Source organism: Pseudactinotalea sp. Z1748 (assembly GCF_049725185.1).
Taxonomy (GTDB): Bacteria; Actinomycetota; Actinomycetes; order Actinomycetales; family Beutenbergiaceae; genus CALKWS01.
The window spans coordinates 200,016-216,234 of sequence record NZ_JBMPQB010000005.1; the positions used below are offsets into that span (position 1 = coordinate 200,016).

Annotated in this window: 13 protein-coding genes and 1 pseudogene; 11 read left to right on the forward strand and 3 right to left on the reverse strand. The window is 68.4% G+C overall.

Annotated elements, in window-relative coordinates; all coding sequences use genetic code 11:
• The first annotated feature begins 2 nt into the window (after window positions 1–2).
• The 7 genes from ACO0LU_RS12650 (at window position 3) to ACO0LU_RS12680 (ending at window position 6,656) form a co-directional block, all read left to right on the forward strand.
• Window positions 3–878: a cytochrome c biogenesis CcdA family protein gene (locus ACO0LU_RS12650; RefSeq protein ID WP_424791710.1), complete on the forward strand. Its 876-nt coding sequence runs from the start codon at window positions 3–5 to the stop codon at window positions 876–878.
• Complete coding sequence (locus ACO0LU_RS12655; protein ID WP_424791711.1) at window positions 875–2,209, forward strand: hypothetical protein; 1,335 nt, start codon at window positions 875–877, stop codon at window positions 2,207–2,209. The genes ACO0LU_RS12650 and ACO0LU_RS12655 overlap by 4 nt, the downstream gene beginning before the upstream one ends.
• 93 nt (window positions 2,210–2,302) lie before the next feature.
• On the forward strand, window positions 2,303–3,526 hold the full coding sequence (locus tag ACO0LU_RS12660; RefSeq protein ID WP_424791712.1) for an MFS transporter: 1,224 nt from the start codon (window positions 2,303–2,305) through the stop codon (window positions 3,524–3,526).
• 99 nt (window positions 3,527–3,625) lie between these two features.
• Window positions 3,626–4,024, forward strand: a complete 399-nt coding sequence (locus ACO0LU_RS12665) for a GntR family transcriptional regulator (protein WP_424791713.1) — start codon at window positions 3,626–3,628, stop codon at window positions 4,022–4,024.
• Between the two features lie 153 nt (window positions 4,025–4,177).
• The gene (locus ACO0LU_RS12670; RefSeq protein ID WP_424791851.1) at window positions 4,178–4,735 is read left to right on the forward strand and encodes an ATP-binding cassette domain-containing protein; all 558 of its coding nucleotides are present in this window, start codon (window positions 4,178–4,180) and stop codon (window positions 4,733–4,735) included.
• Entirely contained in the window at window positions 4,732–5,550 is an 819-nt protein-coding gene (locus ACO0LU_RS12675; RefSeq protein ID WP_424791714.1) for a hypothetical protein, read from the forward strand. The genes ACO0LU_RS12670 and ACO0LU_RS12675 overlap by 4 nt, the downstream gene beginning before the upstream one ends.
• A 176-nt stretch (window positions 5,551–5,726) precedes the next feature.
• Entirely contained in the window at window positions 5,727–6,656 is a 930-nt protein-coding gene (locus ACO0LU_RS12680) for a VOC family protein (protein ID WP_424791715.1), read from the forward strand.
• Window positions 6,657–6,670: 14 nt separating this feature from the next.
• Here the strand turns inward: ACO0LU_RS12680 and ACO0LU_RS12685 are convergent, their stop codons facing one another.
• Window positions 6,671–8,554, reverse strand: coding sequence for a heavy metal translocating P-type ATPase (locus tag ACO0LU_RS12685; RefSeq protein WP_424791716.1), 1,884 nt, complete (start codon window positions 8,552–8,554; stop codon window positions 6,671–6,673).
• A gap of 67 nt (window positions 8,555–8,621) precedes the next feature.
• Window positions 8,622–9,269, reverse strand: a complete 648-nt coding sequence (locus ACO0LU_RS12690) for a TetR/AcrR family transcriptional regulator (protein ID WP_424791717.1) — start codon at window positions 9,267–9,269, stop codon at window positions 8,622–8,624.
• A gap of 125 nt (window positions 9,270–9,394) precedes the next feature.
• On the opposite strand from ACO0LU_RS12690, the gene ACO0LU_RS12695 reads away from it, so the two are divergent.
• Together ACO0LU_RS12695 and ACO0LU_RS12700 are read left to right on the forward strand one after the other, a co-directional pair.
• Complete coding sequence (locus ACO0LU_RS12695; protein ID WP_424791718.1) at window positions 9,395–11,029, forward strand: MDR family MFS transporter; 1,635 nt, start codon at window positions 9,395–9,397, stop codon at window positions 11,027–11,029.
• Between the two features lie 163 nt (window positions 11,030–11,192).
• Entirely contained in the window at window positions 11,193–14,000 is a 2,808-nt protein-coding gene (locus tag ACO0LU_RS12700; RefSeq protein WP_424791719.1) for an aconitate hydratase, read from the forward strand.
• Between the two features lie 69 nt (window positions 14,001–14,069).
• Here the strand turns inward: ACO0LU_RS12700 and ACO0LU_RS12705 are convergent, their stop codons facing one another.
• On the reverse strand, window positions 14,070–15,461 hold the full coding sequence (locus ACO0LU_RS12705; protein WP_424791720.1) for an MFS transporter: 1,392 nt from the start codon (window positions 15,459–15,461) through the stop codon (window positions 14,070–14,072).
• Window positions 15,462–15,556: 95 nt separating this feature from the next.
• On the opposite strand from ACO0LU_RS12705, the pseudogene ACO0LU_RS12710 reads away from it, so the two are divergent.
• Together ACO0LU_RS12710 and ACO0LU_RS12715 are read left to right on the forward strand one after the other, a co-directional pair.
• A pseudogene (locus tag ACO0LU_RS12710) lies at window positions 15,557–15,742 on the forward strand (hypothetical protein); the annotation flags it as partial.
• Window positions 15,743–15,767: 25 nt separating this feature from the next.
• The gene (locus ACO0LU_RS12715) at window positions 15,768–16,211 is read left to right on the forward strand and encodes a hypothetical protein (protein ID WP_424791856.1); all 444 of its coding nucleotides are present in this window, start codon (window positions 15,768–15,770) and stop codon (window positions 16,209–16,211) included.
• The last annotated feature ends 8 nt before the right edge of the window (window positions 16,212–16,219 follow it).

A 16,219-nucleotide genomic window follows, 5' to 3' on the forward strand; every position in this document is an offset into this window, starting at 1 on the left:
CCATGGAGATCGGACTGCTGACCGCCTTCATCGGTGGAACCCTGGCGCTGCTGAGCCCGTGCGGGGCGCTGCTACTGCCGGCGTTCTTCGCCTCTACCCTCGGCTCCGGGGCGAGATTGTGGCTGCACGGCCTGCTGTTCTACGCCGGCCTGGTGCTGGTGCTGGTGCCCCTGGGAGTGGGGGCCGGGGCCATCGGGCTGCTGTTCTCCACCTACCGAGAGCCGGTTATCGCCATTGCTTCGCTCCTGCTTATCGTGCTCGGCGTGGTGCAGATCCTGGGTCTGGGGTTCGATCCGGCCCGGATGCTGCCCGGAGCCCGCGGGCTGCAGAACCAGGCCCAGGTGCGCACCGGGATGCTCAAGACGGTGTTGCTGGGTGCGGTCGGGGGTATTGCCGGGTTCTGCGCCGGCCCGATCCTGGGTGCGGTGCTGACCATGGCGGCTACCCAGGAGTCCCTGGTGCTCTCCGGGGCGATGCTGGCCATCTACGGGGCGGGCATGGTGGTCCCGCTGCTCGTGCTCGCCTCGGTCTGGGGCCGGTTGGGCGCCAAGGGCCGCTCCTTGCTGCGCGGGCGCACCTTCAGCGTGCTCGGCCGCCGGCTGCACACCACCTCGGTGATCACCGGCGTGCTCATGGTTGTGGTCGGTGTCGCGTTCTGGACCACCAACGGATTCGTGGGCACCCCTGCCCTGCTGCCCACCTCCACCCAAGCCTGGTTGCAGGAACGCAGCGCCGTGCTGGCCCACCCCGCGCTGGACGTGATCGCGATCCTGGTGGCCGCCGTCGTCGTTCTGCTCATCTGGGCACGCCTGCGCAAGCGACACCAGCCGATCCGGCAGGAGGCCGCGAAGGCCGCAACGGACCAGGAGGACCGGTGAGGGCGCGGCGCCGGACGGCGCTGGCCGGGGCAGCGGTGACCCTGCTGCTCCTGGCCGGATGCTCGGCACCCGCCGACGAACAGCCGACGCCGGATGAACAGGTGGCCCAGGACGGGCAGGCCACAGCGGAGGAACAAGCCGAGACCGACGCGGCGGAGGACGCCGAGACAACACAGTCCTCACCGGATGGCACAGCCGGAGCGTGCGATGAGCCCGAGGACGATCTGGACCGCGCCCCCGACCTCGATCCCGAGCCCCTGGCTGAAATGGACCCGGCGGGCACCTGGCTGCCCTATCACCTGGAGGCGCGCCGGATCGTCCAGACTCCTTTCGACGTGCTGCCGGCCGAGCGCGGCGAGGTGTTCCTCGCCCCGGAGGAGCGCGATGGTGCCCTGACGTTCAGCGCGGTGGACGCCGAGGGCAGCGTATTGTGGACGGCTGAGCGCCCGCGCGGTTGCGCCGGGTTCACCCTGGCCGGCACCGAGGACGGTCAGGATCTGGCTGTGCTCACCGATGTCGACCCCGACGGCGACTCCGGGGAACGTGCGACGACCACCGCGACGGCATATGACCTGCGCACCGGCGAGCTCGCGTGGGGGCCGGTGCCGGTGGGCGGGCCGCACGTGGGCCCGGGCCTCGTCTTCGCCGCACCCGGGGCCGGGCCGATCGGCGACGGCGGTGCGCGGCTGGTGCTGGACGCCGCCACCGGGGAGATCCTGGCCGGTGAGGAGGAGGCCGACGCCCGGGTCCTGGGGGAGTACGACGGCACCGTGCTGATGGTCGCCGGCGACGACGTGCTTGCCCTGGCCGGTGCCGCTCAGGAGGAGGTGTGGCGCTTGGATGCGACCGAGTACGGCTGGGACCCCACCGACCTGGCGCCGGCCGCCGGGACCGGGGCCGATAGCGGGGTGACCAGGCTGCAGGTGGCCCCGGGTGTAGCCGCGGCCATCGACCTGGAGCAGGGCCTGGTGCTGGCCGAGGACGCCACCGACGCCGTCGTCGAGGAGTCCACCGGCACCAGGGTGGTGCTGGAGGGCGAGCACGCACGCGGATATGACGCGCGCGGCGAAGAACTGTGGGCGTACCTGCTCACCGAACCCACCACGATCGAGGGGGCCGGTGGAGTAATGGTCTATCTGCGCTCCGGCGACAGCGTGCGGGTACACAACGTGCTCACCGGGGAGGTGGCGGAGGCCTATGACCCCCAGGGGCAGGGCGAGATCCTGGTGCCGGGGGTGATCGCGGCGAACGGGGCCACCGTGGTGGTCGCGACCGAGGGGTACCCACTGGTGACGATCGTCGCCGATGAGGATCAGGAGCCGCAGGAGTAGCGTCGCCGCACGGTCTCGGGCCGGGCCGCGGTGTAGATTGAACCCGGTGGGTGGGCGTGTGCCTGGACGTGCCCCGGTGTGATGAGGAGTGCGGTGACCGTTTCGCTCACGAGGCGCCGGTGGGCACTGTTCGCGCTGTTCTTCGTGCCCGGGCTCTCGCTGGCTTCGTGGGTCACCCGGACCCCGGCAATCCGCGACCTCCTGCACGCCTCGACGGCGCAGATGGGTCTGGTGCTCTTCGGGCTCTCGGTCGGATCGATGCTGGGGATCCTGTGCTCCGGGGCTCTGGTCGCCAAGTTCGGGGGACGGCCGGTGATCGCGGCCGGGATCGCCGGTGTGGCGCTGAGCATGCCCGTCATCGGTCTGGGCGCCGGTGCCGGAGCGGCCTGGGTGGTGGCGGCGGGGTTGTTCGTCTTCGGCCTGGGTCTTGGCGCTGCGGACGTGGCGATGAACGTCGAGGGTGCCGACGTGGAGCGGGCCGGGCGCCGGCCGTTTCTGCCGGCGCTGCACGGGTGTTTCAGCCTGGGCACGGTGGTCGGCGCCCTGGTCGGTATCGGCGCCACCGCCACCGGGTTCCCCGTGGTCTGGCACCTGGTGATCACCGGCGCACTCGGTGCCGGAGTGTTCGGTGCGGCTATCCGCAGCGTATTGCCGGGCACCGGGCGCGTCCCGCGCCTGCGAGCCGATGGTTCGCGAGGGAACGCTGCGGCGCCACAGATCTGGAAGGACACCCGCCTGGTGCTCATCGGGGTGATCGTCCTGGCGATGGCCCTGACCGAAGGGACGGCCAACGACTGGTTGCCGTTGATCATGGTGGACGGGCACGGATTCGGCGAAGCGTGGGGTTCGGCGATATTCGCCGTGTTCGCCGCCTCGATGACCCTTGGTCGTTTCGCCGGAGGGCCGGTGATCGCCAGGCTCGGCCGGGCGCTGGTGTTGGGTATCAGTGCCGGCTTCGCGCTCCTGGGTCTGGTGGTGGTGGCCTTCGTGGACAGTCAATTCACCGCAGTGGCCGCCGTCGTCCTCTGGGGGCTCGGCGCCTCGCTGGGCTTCCCGGTGGCCTTGTCCGCGGCCGGTGATTCCGGGCCGAACCCGGCTATGCGGGTGTCCTTGGTGGCCACCATCGGCTACATCGCGTTCCTGGTGGGCCCGCCCCTACTGGGCTTCATCGGCGAGCAGGTGGGCCTGCGCCACGCACTGGTGATCCCGATGATCGTGGTGCTGGTGGCGATATTCCTGTCCCCGGCGGTGCGGAACCGGCCAGTGGTGGAATGCCAGAGGCTCGCGGATGAACCGGTGGCGCCGACTCGGCTTTGAGGCCCCGCCGAGGGAGCGGACCGACGACGTTGACACGCTCTTGGTGCATGTGTCACTGTATTAGTGACCTAATACAGACATACATGTGGGACAAAGGCCGTGAAGTTCGACGCATCCGCGCCAATCTGGGTGCAACTCGTCTCCGAGTTCGCCCGGTCGATCGTGGTCGGCGAGTGGGCGCCGGGTAGCAAGGTCCCCGGGGTGCGGGAGCTGGCCGCCGGGCTCGGAGTGAATCCCAACACTGCCCAGCGCGCTCTGGCCGAACTCGAGCGGCAGGGCCTGTGCCGCTCCGAGCGCACCGCCGGCAGGTTCGTCACCGAGGACGCGTCGCGAATCAATCGGGTGCGGGCCGAACTGACCCGGGACGCGGCTGACGAATTCATCCGCCGGGCCCAGGGACTGCGTATGCCACCCGACCAAGCACAACAACTCATCGAGGAGAGGTGGACGGCCCATGTCGACCACGATCAGAGCCGAACCGACACCGGGGGAGCCTGAAATGACTCACGCCCGCGCCACATCGGCTATCCGTACCCGCGGTCTGTCCATGCGTTACGGCCAGACCACCGCACTGGACGACTTCGACCTCGACCTTGCCCGGGGCAGATCGTCGGACTGCTGGGTGAGAACGGCTGTGGCAAGACCACGCTGCTGAAGGTTCTGGCCGGAGTGCTCAGCGACTACTCCGGTGAGGTCACCATCGCCGGGCATCGGCCGGGCCCGGAGTCCAAGGCGCTCGTCTCCTTTCTTCCCGACGCCAGCTTTCTCGCAGACGGCGCCAAGGTGTCCCATTGTCTGGACCTGTACGCCGACTTCTTCGCCGACTTCGACCGGGAGCGAGCGGCGGACCTCATCGGATTCTTCGGACTGCGCGATGGTATGCGGCTGAAGGAGATGTCCAAGGGTATGCGCGAGAAGGTGCAGATCGCGCTGGCGATGTCACGCGATGCCCGGATCTTCCTGCTCGACGAGCCGATCGCCGGTGTGGACCCGGCGGCGCGGCAGGTGATTCTCGACGGCATCCTGCGCAACCTCTCCGCCGATTCTCTGCTGGTCATCACCACGCATCTCATCCATGACCTGGAGTCCATTCTCGATTCGGTGGTGATGATGCGGCACGGTCGGGTCGTCCTGCAGGGCGAGGCCGACGATCTGCGCGGCGAGCACTCCGCGAGTTTGGATCAAATCTTCAAGGAGACCTACCGATGATGCTGCTCAAACACGAATGGCTGCGCACCCGGACCCTGGTGGGGACCGTGGCCGGAATGGCCGTGCTCCTCACCTTGCTCGGGACTGTACTCACCGCGACGGCTTGGCCCGTGCTGAGCCCGCTCGGCGTGCTGTTGGGTGGTATCGCCATCACCGTGCTCGTCCCTGGCCTGCAATTGGCACTCACGGCCGATTACTACCGGTCCAGTTACAGCCGTACCGGGTACTTCACCCATTCCCTGCCGATCGGCGGCGGGAGGATCTATGCGGCCAAGGCCACCTGGGCGGTGCTGGTGAGCCTCGCTGGGCTCGGGCTCACCCTGGTCCTGTTCGGAGTGTTCTGGGTGGGCGTGGGCCCCGCCGTCGGGATGGACCGCAACCCGTTCACCGCAGCGGGCATGCTCTGGGACCGGCTCAGCGCGGTGAGTTCGAGCGGCATGCTCGCCGGCGGGGTGCTACTGCTGCTGGCGATGTACCTGATCTGGCCGATCCACTACTTCTTCGCCGTCTCGCGAGGCAGCGAGCGGCCGCTGAACCGGTGGGGACTCGGCGGGCCGGTCCTGGTGTTCGTCGTGCTGTACACGGTCACCCAATTGGCGGGCATCATCGGGATGATCGCCATTCCGTTCGGGATCGGCCTGCAGAACGGAGCGCTGGGAGTGGTGTCCTACAGCATCATCGCCGAGATGCAGCTCGGGTCCGCAAGTACCGAGGACGTGATGCCGCTGGGCTTCATCCCGGCGATCCTCCTGGTGACCGTCTTCTGCTCATGGCGCACGGTGCGGTCCTGGAACCACAAGATCTCGCTGGCCTGAGAGCCAGCGCGAAGCCGGCAGCGAGAAGCCGGGACGGGCCCGTCGATCGGAGGGATCGGCGGGCCTGTCTGGTGTGTTGCGCACCTCCCGATGGTTAGTTGTACTTTCAACTATCCTTCGCTACGCTGGTGATTGCACGTTCAACTACTTTGCCCAGTCGAGAAGGAGGCGCACCGATGACCGAGGTCGCCAGTTCGTCAGCGGTGAGCGAGAAGACCCTCGCCGCGCAGACCGCCATGGACGCCGTCACCCTGCACGTGGGGGATCTTGACCTCATGTCGTCCTACTACTCCGAGGCGCTGGCCATGGAGCCGATCGAGGAGCGGTCCCGGGCGGCCGGTGTGCACCGGGTGCTGGGGCGCGGAGAGGTGCCCCTGGTCCGGTTGATCTCCACGCCCGGCCTTCCTGCGGTGGACCCGCGGCAAGCCGGACTGTTCCACACCGCCTTCCTGTTCGAGGACAAGGCCAGCCTGGCGGCCACGGTGTATCGGGCGGCCCAGGATCCCCGCAGCCGGTTCGTCGGCTCCAGCGACCACCTGGTCAGCGAGGCCTTCTACTTCACCGATCCGGAGGGCAACGGCATCGAACTCTATGTCGATCGGCCCCGCTCCGAGTGGACCTTCCGCGACGGCCAACTGCAGATGGCTTCCAACTTCCTCGACCCGAACGCCTACCTGCGCGCACATCTTGATGAGGACGTTCTCGCCGCCGGAGCGCGCCGGGCAGGCACGGTCGGACACGTGCACCTGCAGGTGGGCGACATCGCTTCCGCGCGGAAGTTCTACGTGGACCTCCTCGGGTTTGAAACCACGGTCGAAACCTACCCAGGGGCCCTGTTCGCCGCTGCCGGTGGCTATCACCACCACGTGGCGATGAACACCTGGAACAGCGGCGAGGCGGGCCCCCGCGCGGCCACCCTGGGCTTGGGCGACGTGGCGATCACTGTGCCCCAGCGGGAGGACCTGGACGCACTCGTCGCCCGGTTGTCGGCTCAGCAGGTCCAGCACCAGGACACCGGGCGCTCGGTGGTAGTCAAGGATCCGTGGGGTACTCAGGTGACGATCGCGTTGCCCGGCACGAGCACCGAGGAACTGCTCAGTCGCTGACCGTCACGACCCGCTCAGCGCGCGGGGGCCAGGGCTCGTGAGCCTCCGGCGACCTTGGCGGTCTGGATCTCGCGGTGGATCCGCAGCGCACGGAGGGCGCTGAGGATCGCGACCAGGTCCACCACCTCCTGCAGCAGGGCACCCACGACAGCGGGCAGGTACCCGAACGCCGCTACCAGCATCAGGCCGACCGAGATGATGATGCCCAACCAGATGGATTGCAGCGCGATCCTGACGGTGCGCCGGCCCACGTGGATCACGTCTGCCACCCGGCCGATGTCCTCGGAGGTGATCACCGCAGAGGCGGACTCGCTCGCGGCCGTGGCCCCACGTGCCGCCATCGCGATCCCGACGTCGGCCACCGCCAGTACCGGTGCGTCGTTGATACCGTCACCCACCATCAGCGTCGGCCTCGGCTGCAGTTGCTGCACCACCTCGATCTTGGTTCCCGGGGTGGTTTCGGCGTAGACGTCCTCGATCCCGGCCTGGGCCGCGATCGACTTCGCAGTGGCCGCCACGTCGCCGGTGACCATGGCGATCGTGCGCACGCCCTGGTCCTTGAGCCGCTGCACGGTCTCGGCGGCGTTGTCCTTCAGCGGGTCGGAGAGCACGATCACCCCGGCCAGTTGCGTGCCGGTGGAGACGTAGACGGCGGTCTCACCCGGGCGAAGCTCGGTCCGCTGCACCGGGCCGGTGACCTCCTCGATGAAAGTCGGCTTGCCCACGCGCACGCTCGTGCCGTCGGCGAGCGTGGCCTGCACGCCGTTGGTGGCGATCTCCTCGGCGGCGGTGACCTCGGGCAACGGCAAGCCCTCGGCCCTGGCGTGGGCGACGATGGGGTCGGCGAACACGTGCACCGAGTACTGCTCGGCGGCACCCCCCGCCCGCAGCGTCTCGGTCGCCGACTCCTCGGCCGGCCTGATGTCCACCACGATGGGCTTGCCCTTGGTCAGGGTGCCGGTCTTGTCCAGGGCGGCCGAGCGGACCCGGGCCAGGGTCTCCAGCGCGCCGCCCTCCTTGACGATCACGTTCAGCCTGGCCGCCGAACTCATCCCGCCCATGAAGGCCACCGGCGTGGCGATCAGCAGGGGACACGGAGTGGCCACCACGAGCACCTCGGCGAACCGGGTCGCGTCTGCGCTGATGTACCAGGCCAGGCCGGCGATGGTCAGTGACAGGATCGTGAAGGGCACCGCGTACCGGTCGGCCAGGCGCACCATCGGCGCCCGGGACTCGACCGCCTCGGTGACCAGACGCACGATCGAGGCGTAGTGGGAGTCCGCGGCGACCTTGTCCGCACGCAGGGTGAAGGCCTCGGTGGTATTGACCGTCCCGGACAGGATCGAATCGTCCTGGGCGTAGGTGACCGGGATCGGCTCGCCCGTCACCGAGGACTCATCGATCACCGCGCGCTCGGAGACCAGGGTGCCGTCCACCGGCACCACCTCACCCGAGCGCACTACCAGTAGGTCCCCGACGGCGACCTCGCCCACGGCGATGCGTTCGACCTCCGAGGTGCCCGGGCCGATCCGCTGCGCGAAGGACGGGGCCCGGTTGACCAACAGGTCCAGTTCACGACTGGCGCGGTGCGCGGCGTAGTTCTCCAGCGCCTCCCCGCCGGTGAGCATGAGTGCGATGATGAGGCCCGCGATGTACTCACCGACCATCAAGGTGGCGACCATGGCCACCACGGCCAGGATGTCCAGGCCCCAGTGCCCGGCCATCAGATCCCGGAACATGTCCCAGGCGGTGACGGCGATGACGATGCCGATGACCCCGATCGCCAGCACAGCCACCGCGGTGGGCCGCTCGGTCACTGTGAGGATCAGCGCCACGATGATGGCGACGAACGCCACGATGGCCAACGGCTGCGTACGAATGAATCGAAGCGCCCTCATGGCGGAACCATATCGCCAGGGGTTCAGTGATGAGTGGTCCCGACGTCTCAGAACGCGGTCCGTCACATCAGTCGGGGCTGGGCAGGCCTGCCATGACGGCGTCGAACGCTGCCGCGGTGAGCGCGGTCAACGACCCGGCGAACCCGGTAGCCGCGTGCTTGTGCAGGACCGTGCGCAGCGTGGTCAGGGACACGTTGACGACCAGGGACGGATAGGTGTCGGTCTCCGGGTCCATTCCGGTGCGAGCGGCGACGGCGCGGGTCAGTTCCCGCCCGATCACCGCCGAGGACCCCACCAGTGCGGGAAGGAGTTCCGGATTGTCATCGACCGCCTGCATGCGCAACTGCCACCGGTGCTGATCCTGCGCGATCGCCTCGGCGTACCCCACGAACACCTGCTTCAGTGACTCCAGCGGCGGTTCGGTCGCGGGGCGCGCCCGCAGGATCGCGGCCAGGGCGGGTGCCAGGTCCGGATCGGTCCCGACCAGGACGTCCTCCTTGCTGGTGAAGTAATTGAACAGCGTCCGCTGCGAAACCCCGGCCTCAGCAGCGATCTGCTCGGTCGTGACCGCGTGCAGGCCGCGCTCGGCCACCAGCGACAGGCCGGCCATCTGGAGTGCCCGCCAGGTGGTGCGCTTCTTCCGCTCCCGCAATCGAACGCCATCGTCACCGGCAGCGTGCGGCTGGACCGGGACGGAGACTCGCCTGGTGGACATCACCGCGTAGCGTACCGGAAGGCTGGTTCAGTAACTGCAACGTTGCAGTTACTGCACTATTGCCTCTACGCTCGATCGCGTCCTGGGGCCGTGTGCGCACCCAGGGATCAAGGAGCACCGCATTCATGACTGGTTCAGCCAGCCCCGCACCGACGTGGGGACTGAGTCGCGCATCCAGGATGGTGTTCATCGGTCTGCTGCTCGGCATGCTGGTGGCTTCGATCAGTCAGACGATCGTCTCTCCGGCGATGCCGATCATCGTGGCCGACCTCGGGGGCATCGATCACTACAGCTGGCTGGCGACGGCGGCGATGCTGGTGTCCGCAGTGGTGGTGCCGATCGTGGGGAAGCTGTCCGACCTGTACGGCCGGCGCTCGTTCTACCTGGCCGGCCTGAGCATCTTCCTACTCGGCTCGATCCTGGCCGGACTGGCCCCGAGCTTCTGGTGGCTGGTCGCAGCTCGCGGGGTCCAGGGCCTGGGGATGGGCGCGTTGATGACGCTGTCCCAGACCATCATCGGCGACATCATCCCCCCACGTCAGCGCGGCAAGTACCAGGGGTTCATGGGCGCGGTGTTCGGCGTGACCTCGATCGCCGGTCCGTTGCTCGGTGGCTGGATCACCGACCACTGGGGCTGGCGATGGCTGTTCTACGCCGCGCTGCCCGTGGGTGTGGTGGCACTGGTCTTCATCACCAAGTACCTGCATGTGCCGCAGGTGCAACGCAGGGCCAAGATTGATGTGGCCGGCATCGTCACGCTGGCCGCCGCACTGGTGTCGATCCTGCTCGCCACCTCCTGGGGCGGTACCACCTACGCGTGGAGTTCACCGCAGGTGCTGAGCCTGTTCGCGCTGGGCGCGGTACTGCTCGCCGTCTTCATCCTGATCGAACTGCGGGCCGAAGAACCGGTGCTCCCGTTGCGCCTGTTCCGCAACTCGATCCTGACCTTCTCCAACCTCGCCAGCCTGATGATCGCGATGAGTATGTTCGGCGCGATCTTCTATATCCCGGTCTATGCCCAGGGAGTCCTCGGTGTCAGCGCCACCGTGTCCGGAGCGATCATGATCCCGATGAGTCTGGCGATGATCGTGGTGGGCATCGTGATCGGGTTCCTCATCACCAGGACCGGGAGGTACAAGGTCTTCATCGTCGGGGGCACCCTGACGATGCTGGCCGGGTTCGGTCTGCTGCTGCGGATGGACTACGGCTCCTCCGAACTGCAACTGACCGTAGCGATGGTGGTGCTGGGCGCCGGACTGGGCGGATCGATGCAGCCGTTCACGATCATCGTGCAGAACGCGGTGAGTCAGCGTGACCTCGGCGTGGCCACCGCTACGATCCAGTTCTTCCGTAATACCGGGGGAACGGTTGGGACGGCGGTGCTTGGGACCATCATGACCTCCAGGATGGTCACCACGATTCCGCACCACCTGCCCGAGGGGGTCGAGGAGGTGCTTCCGGCCGAAGGCCTGGGTGCGGACTCGGTTCTCGATCCGACCTTGCTGGCCGAGTTGCCGCAGGCCATGGCCGAGGCGGTGCGCCGAGGGATGGCCGATGCGCTGCACACGGTCTTCCTCGCGGCCGTGCCACTGGTGCTGCTGGCGGTGATCGCCTCCATGCTGGTCAAGTCGATCCCGCTGCGCACCACCCTGCACGATCCTGCAGACGCACGCGGTTCGGTCGCCGTGCACGCGAGGGTGGGTGTCGATGCGCCGACCGCACGGGACGAGCACACCGACCGGACCGGACCTGACCGGTAGGGTCCACCGCCGTGGTCATCCCCTTCATCCGTGGCCCGGGCCCTGGTGCGCCGCTCGGCGAAGGGTTGTACCGTGCGAAGCACAGGTGCGTCTGGGATCTGCGGCGCCACGAGCCACGTCGATGGTCTCAGCGGCACGCCAACTGCGTTCGAAGGAGCATGCTGTGGCCGCGAAGACTGCAAATAGTTTCGGTGCGCGCGACCAGTTGCGCGTGGGTGAGGTCCAGTACCAGATCCACCGACTCGACGCGGTGGAAGGAGCAGAGCGTCTGCCCTACAGCCTGAAGGTGCTACTGGAGAACCTCCTTCGCAACGAGGACGGGCGGGTGGTCACTGCCGAGCAGGTCCAGGCCATGTTGGCCTGGGACCCACAGGCGAGCGCGCAGGACAGCGCCGAGATCCAGTTCACCCCGGCCCGGGTGCTGATGCAGGACTTCACGGGGGTGCCGTGCGTGGTCGACCTGGTCGCGATGCGCGATGCCATGACCGCTGCCGGAGGTGACCCTGCCAAGATCAACCCCCTGATCCCCACCGACCTGGTGATCGATCACTCGGTGATCGCCGACGTGTTCGGCTCTTCCGATGCCTTCCGGATCAACACCGACCTGGAGTTCGAGCGCAACCACGAGCGCTACGGTCTGCTGCGCTGGGGCCAGAGCGCCTTCGATGACTTCTCGGTGGTGCCGCCGGGGACGGGTATCTGCCACCAGGTGAACCTGGAGTACCTGGCTCAGGTGGTCTTCACCTCCGAACGTGACGGGCGGCCGGTGGCCTACCCCGACTCGCTGGTCGGCACCGACTCCCACACCCCGATGATCAACGGTCTGGGTGTACTGGGCTGGGGTGTGGGCGGGATCGAGGCCGAGGCCGCCATGCTCGGCCAGCCGCTGTCGATGCTGATCCCGCGGGTCGTGGGCCTGAAACTGACCGGCGAGTTACCGGAGGGCACCACCGCCACCGACCTGGTTCTCACCGTGGCCCAACTGCTGCGGAGCACCGGGGTGGTGGGCAAGTTCGTGGACTTCTTCGGCCCCGGGGTCGGCAGCGTACCGTTGGCGACGCGTGCCACCCTGGGCAACATGAGCCCGGAGTACGGCTCGACCGTGACGATCTTCCCGGTCGATGCCGAGACCCTGGACTACCTGCGCCTGACCGGCCGCTCGGGCGAGCAGGTCGCCCTGGTGGAGGCCTACGCCAAGGAGCAGGGCCTGTGGCACGACCCGGATCATGTGCCCGACTACAGCCAGGTGGTCGAACTTGAGCTTGGGACGGTCGAACCATCGCTGGCCGGTCCCAGCCGTCCCCAGGACCGGATCCCGCTCAAGGCCGCCCAGGGCACGATCCGCGGATTGCTCGCCGGATGGGAGCACGACGACGCCGTCCAGGGCGGGTTGGACGACGCCTCGGCCGGGTCTTTCCCGGCCAGTGATCCGATCGCGGTCAGCACACTGACCGAGCGTGACGATCCGCCGCGGACCGGTACCGCGAAGTCACCGTCGTCCTGGCCCTCGGACCCGGTGGAGATCATGTTGGACGATTCCCCGGCGCACCTGGACCACGGCGACGTGGTGATCGCCGCGATCACCTCCTGCACGAACACGTCCAATCCCTCGGTGATGCTGGGCGCCGGGCTGCTGGCGAAGAAGGCCGTGGAGCACGGCCTGCAGTCCAAGCCGTGGGTGAAGACCTCATTGGCTCCCGGTTCCCGCATTGTCACGGACTACTACGAGCGCAGCGGACTGACCTCCTACCTCGACCAGCTCGGATTCAACCTCGTGGGGTATGGCTGCACCACCTGTATCGGGAACTCCGGCCCGCTGATCCCCGAGGTGAGCGAAGCGGTCACCGGTCACGATCTCACGGTGGCGTCGGTGCTATCCGGCAACCGCAACTTCGAAGGCCGCATCCACAGCGAGACGAAGATGAACTTCCTGACCTCACCGCCTCTGGTGATCGCCTACGCCCTGGCCGGCACCATGCACACCGACCTGTTGCGTGAACCGCTCGGGCAGAACTCCGAGGGCCAGGACGTCTACCTGCGCGACATCTGGCCGACCGCCCAGGAGGTCAAGGAGGCCGTCGATGCCGGGGTCGAGGCGCAGATGTTCACCGACGGGTACTCCGATGTGTTCACCGGCGACGAGAACTGGCAGAACATGGGCATATCGGACTCCGAGACGTTCGACTGGGACGATGAGTCCACCTATGTGCGCCGGCCCCCCTATTTCGATGACATGCCGGCCGAGCCGCAGCCCATGAGTGACATCACCGGTGCCAGGGTGCTGGCCTACCTGGGGGACTCGGTCACCACCGACCACATCTCCCCGGCGGGGGCGATCCGGCCCGACTCCCCGGCAGGCAGGTACCTGAAGGACCACGGTGTGAAGGTGAAGGACTTCAACTCCTACGGTTCGAGGCGCGGGAACCACGAGGTGATGATCCGTGGCACGTTCGCCAACGTGCGCCTGCGGAACAAACTCGTGCCCGACGTCGAGGGTGGCTACACCCGGCACCTGCCCGACGGGGAGCCGGAGAGCATCTTCGACGCGGCGCAGGAGTACGTTGCCGACGGCACCCCGTTGGTGATCCTGGCCGGTGCCGATTACGGCTCGGGCTCCTCGCGCGACTGGGCCGCCAAGGGCACCATGCTCATGGGTGTCAGGGCGGTGCTGGCGGCCTCTTTCGAACGTATCCACCGGTCCAACCTCATCGGCATGGGCGTGCTGCCGCTGCAGTTCCCCGAAGGGGAGTCCGCCGAGGACCTCGGGCTGAGCGGCGAGGAGACCTACTCGATCACCGGCCTGGAGGGAGCGGACTCGGTCCCGGAGACGGTCACGGTGGGGATCACCGACGACGGCGGGCAGACCCGGGAGGTGCAGGCACGGGTGCGCATCGACACCCCGGCCGAGGCGGCCTACTTCCGCCACGGCGGGATCCTGCCCTACGTGCTGCGTCAACTGCTCCAGGACTGAGGCGGGCGCGTCTCCCGGAAGGCGCGCACCGAAGGGACCCGTCCGATCTGCGTGCCCTGATCAGGTCCGTCACCGAGCCGCCCCGGCCGTTCGGGCACGGCGACCGGGAATGAAGAGCGCCGAGATCAGCCCACCCAGGATCAGGAAGCCCGCACACCACCACATGGCCTCGGTGTAGCCGGCGCTGAAAACCTCCGGGATCGCGTAATCGTCCCCGGAGAGGCCGACGATCGCCGGCAGCGCCGCCACCGCCAGCAGGCTGCCCGCCCGGGCGACAGCGTTGTTCACCCCGCTGGCGATCCCCACCTGGTGCCCCGGCACGGCGGCCATCACCGTGGCCGTGAGCGGGGTGACCATCAGGGTGACCCCGGCGCCGAAGAGGACGACACCGGGCAGCACCTGCGTGGCGTACGGCGCCTCGGCTCCGATGGTGGCCAGGTGCAGCACGCCGACCGCGGCCAGGGCGGGTCCGGCGCTCATCAGGAACCGGGCGCCGGTGCGCGCCATCAGCGCGCCCACCCGGGGGGAGAACAGCAGCATCAGTACCGTGAACGGCACCGTGGCCAGGCCGGCCTGTAGCGGGCTGTACCCGCTGACCACCTGCAGTTGCAGCACCAGGAAGAACATCAGTGCGCTCAGGGCTCCGTAGGTCACGAACGTCATCACGTTGGCCGCGGAGAAGGCTCGGATGGTGAAGACGCCCAGCGGAAGCATCGGGTGGGCAGTGTGATGCTCGACGACGACGAAGCTCGCCAGGGCGGTCAGCCCCACCATGGCGGGTAGCCACTCGCCCTGGATCAGCGCGTAGGTGATCCCGCCCAGGCCGATGAGGGCAAGGGCGGCGCCGGTGACATCGAATCGCGACCGTTGATCACGGGCGATGCCGGGGGACTTGGGGACGTACCGCCACGCGATCAGGACGACGAGGGCTGTCAGGGGCAGATTGATGAAGAAGACCCATCGCCAGGACAGGATCTCGATCAGCCACCCCCCGAGCAGGGGGCCGATCGCGCTGGAGATACCGGACCAGGCCGCCCAGACCCCGATCGCCCGGGGCCGGTCGGTTTCGGTGATCGTGGCCTGGATGATCGCCAGGCTGCTCGGGGTGAGCAGGGCGGCGGCCACCCCTTGCAGCACCCGCGCGGCGATGAGTTGATCGATGCCGATCGCGAGGCCACACGCGAGCGAGGTGATGGCGAAGCCGGCGGTCCCGATCAAGAAGATGCGCCGCAGGCCGAGCCGGTCCCCGAGTGAACCACCCACGAGCACGAGCCCGGCGAGGGTGAGCATGTAGCCGTTGACGACCCACTGGAGGTTGGCCAGCGTGGCATCCAGGTCCAGCCCGATGGGGCGCAGGGCAACGTTGACCACGGTGCCATCCAGCAGCGCGATCGCCGAGGCGAGCGTCGCCGTCAGCACCACCCACCGGCCCTGGGCCGAGCCGAGCGCGACGCCAGTCACGGACCTATCGTCTCACTGCGCCCCGATCGGGGCTTGTGTGTGTCGCTGGCTCCCGGGTGCTGCGCGGGACGTCCTCGGCACGGGATGATGGGCAGATGTGGCCGGTTGAGAGCGCGCGCGGGGCAGTCCCGGAGGAGCCGGGCGCCGCGCTGGTGGATCGGCTGCGGCGTCTCAGCGGCGCCGGCGGGGCGCCGCGGTTCGTGGGTATCGATGGCCGCAGCGGTGCCGGCAAGTCCACACTCGCCGAGGTCGTCGCCACCGGTCTCGACGCGGACGGGTCCGGCGCCGTGCTGGTGATCGACGGAGATGACTTCTACGCCGGGGGAAGCGCACGCCTGGGACCGGCGGACCGCTGCCGAGCAGGCCGAGCGTGTGATCGACTGGCGGCGCCAACACCAGGTGCTCGAGGCGCTGCGCGAGCACGGGAGTGCTACCTGGCGCCCGTTCGATTGGGGCGCCACGGGCTGGGACGGGGACCCGCCGCCGTTCTCGAGGGTGCCGGTGCACGCCCGGGTGGGGGCGGTGGTGATCCTGGAGGGTGCCTACAGTTGCCGGCCCGAACTGCGTGACCTGCTGGATCTGGCCGTCCTGCTACGGGTCCCTGATGAGGTGCGGATCCGGCGCCTGCGTGCACGCGACGGTGAGGATGAGCATGCCGACTGGAGCGCGCGCTGGGCGCAAGCGGAGGACCACTACTTCACCCACGTGATGCCGCCGGGAAACTTCGATCTGGTGCTGCGTTCGGGGTAGTGCGCCGG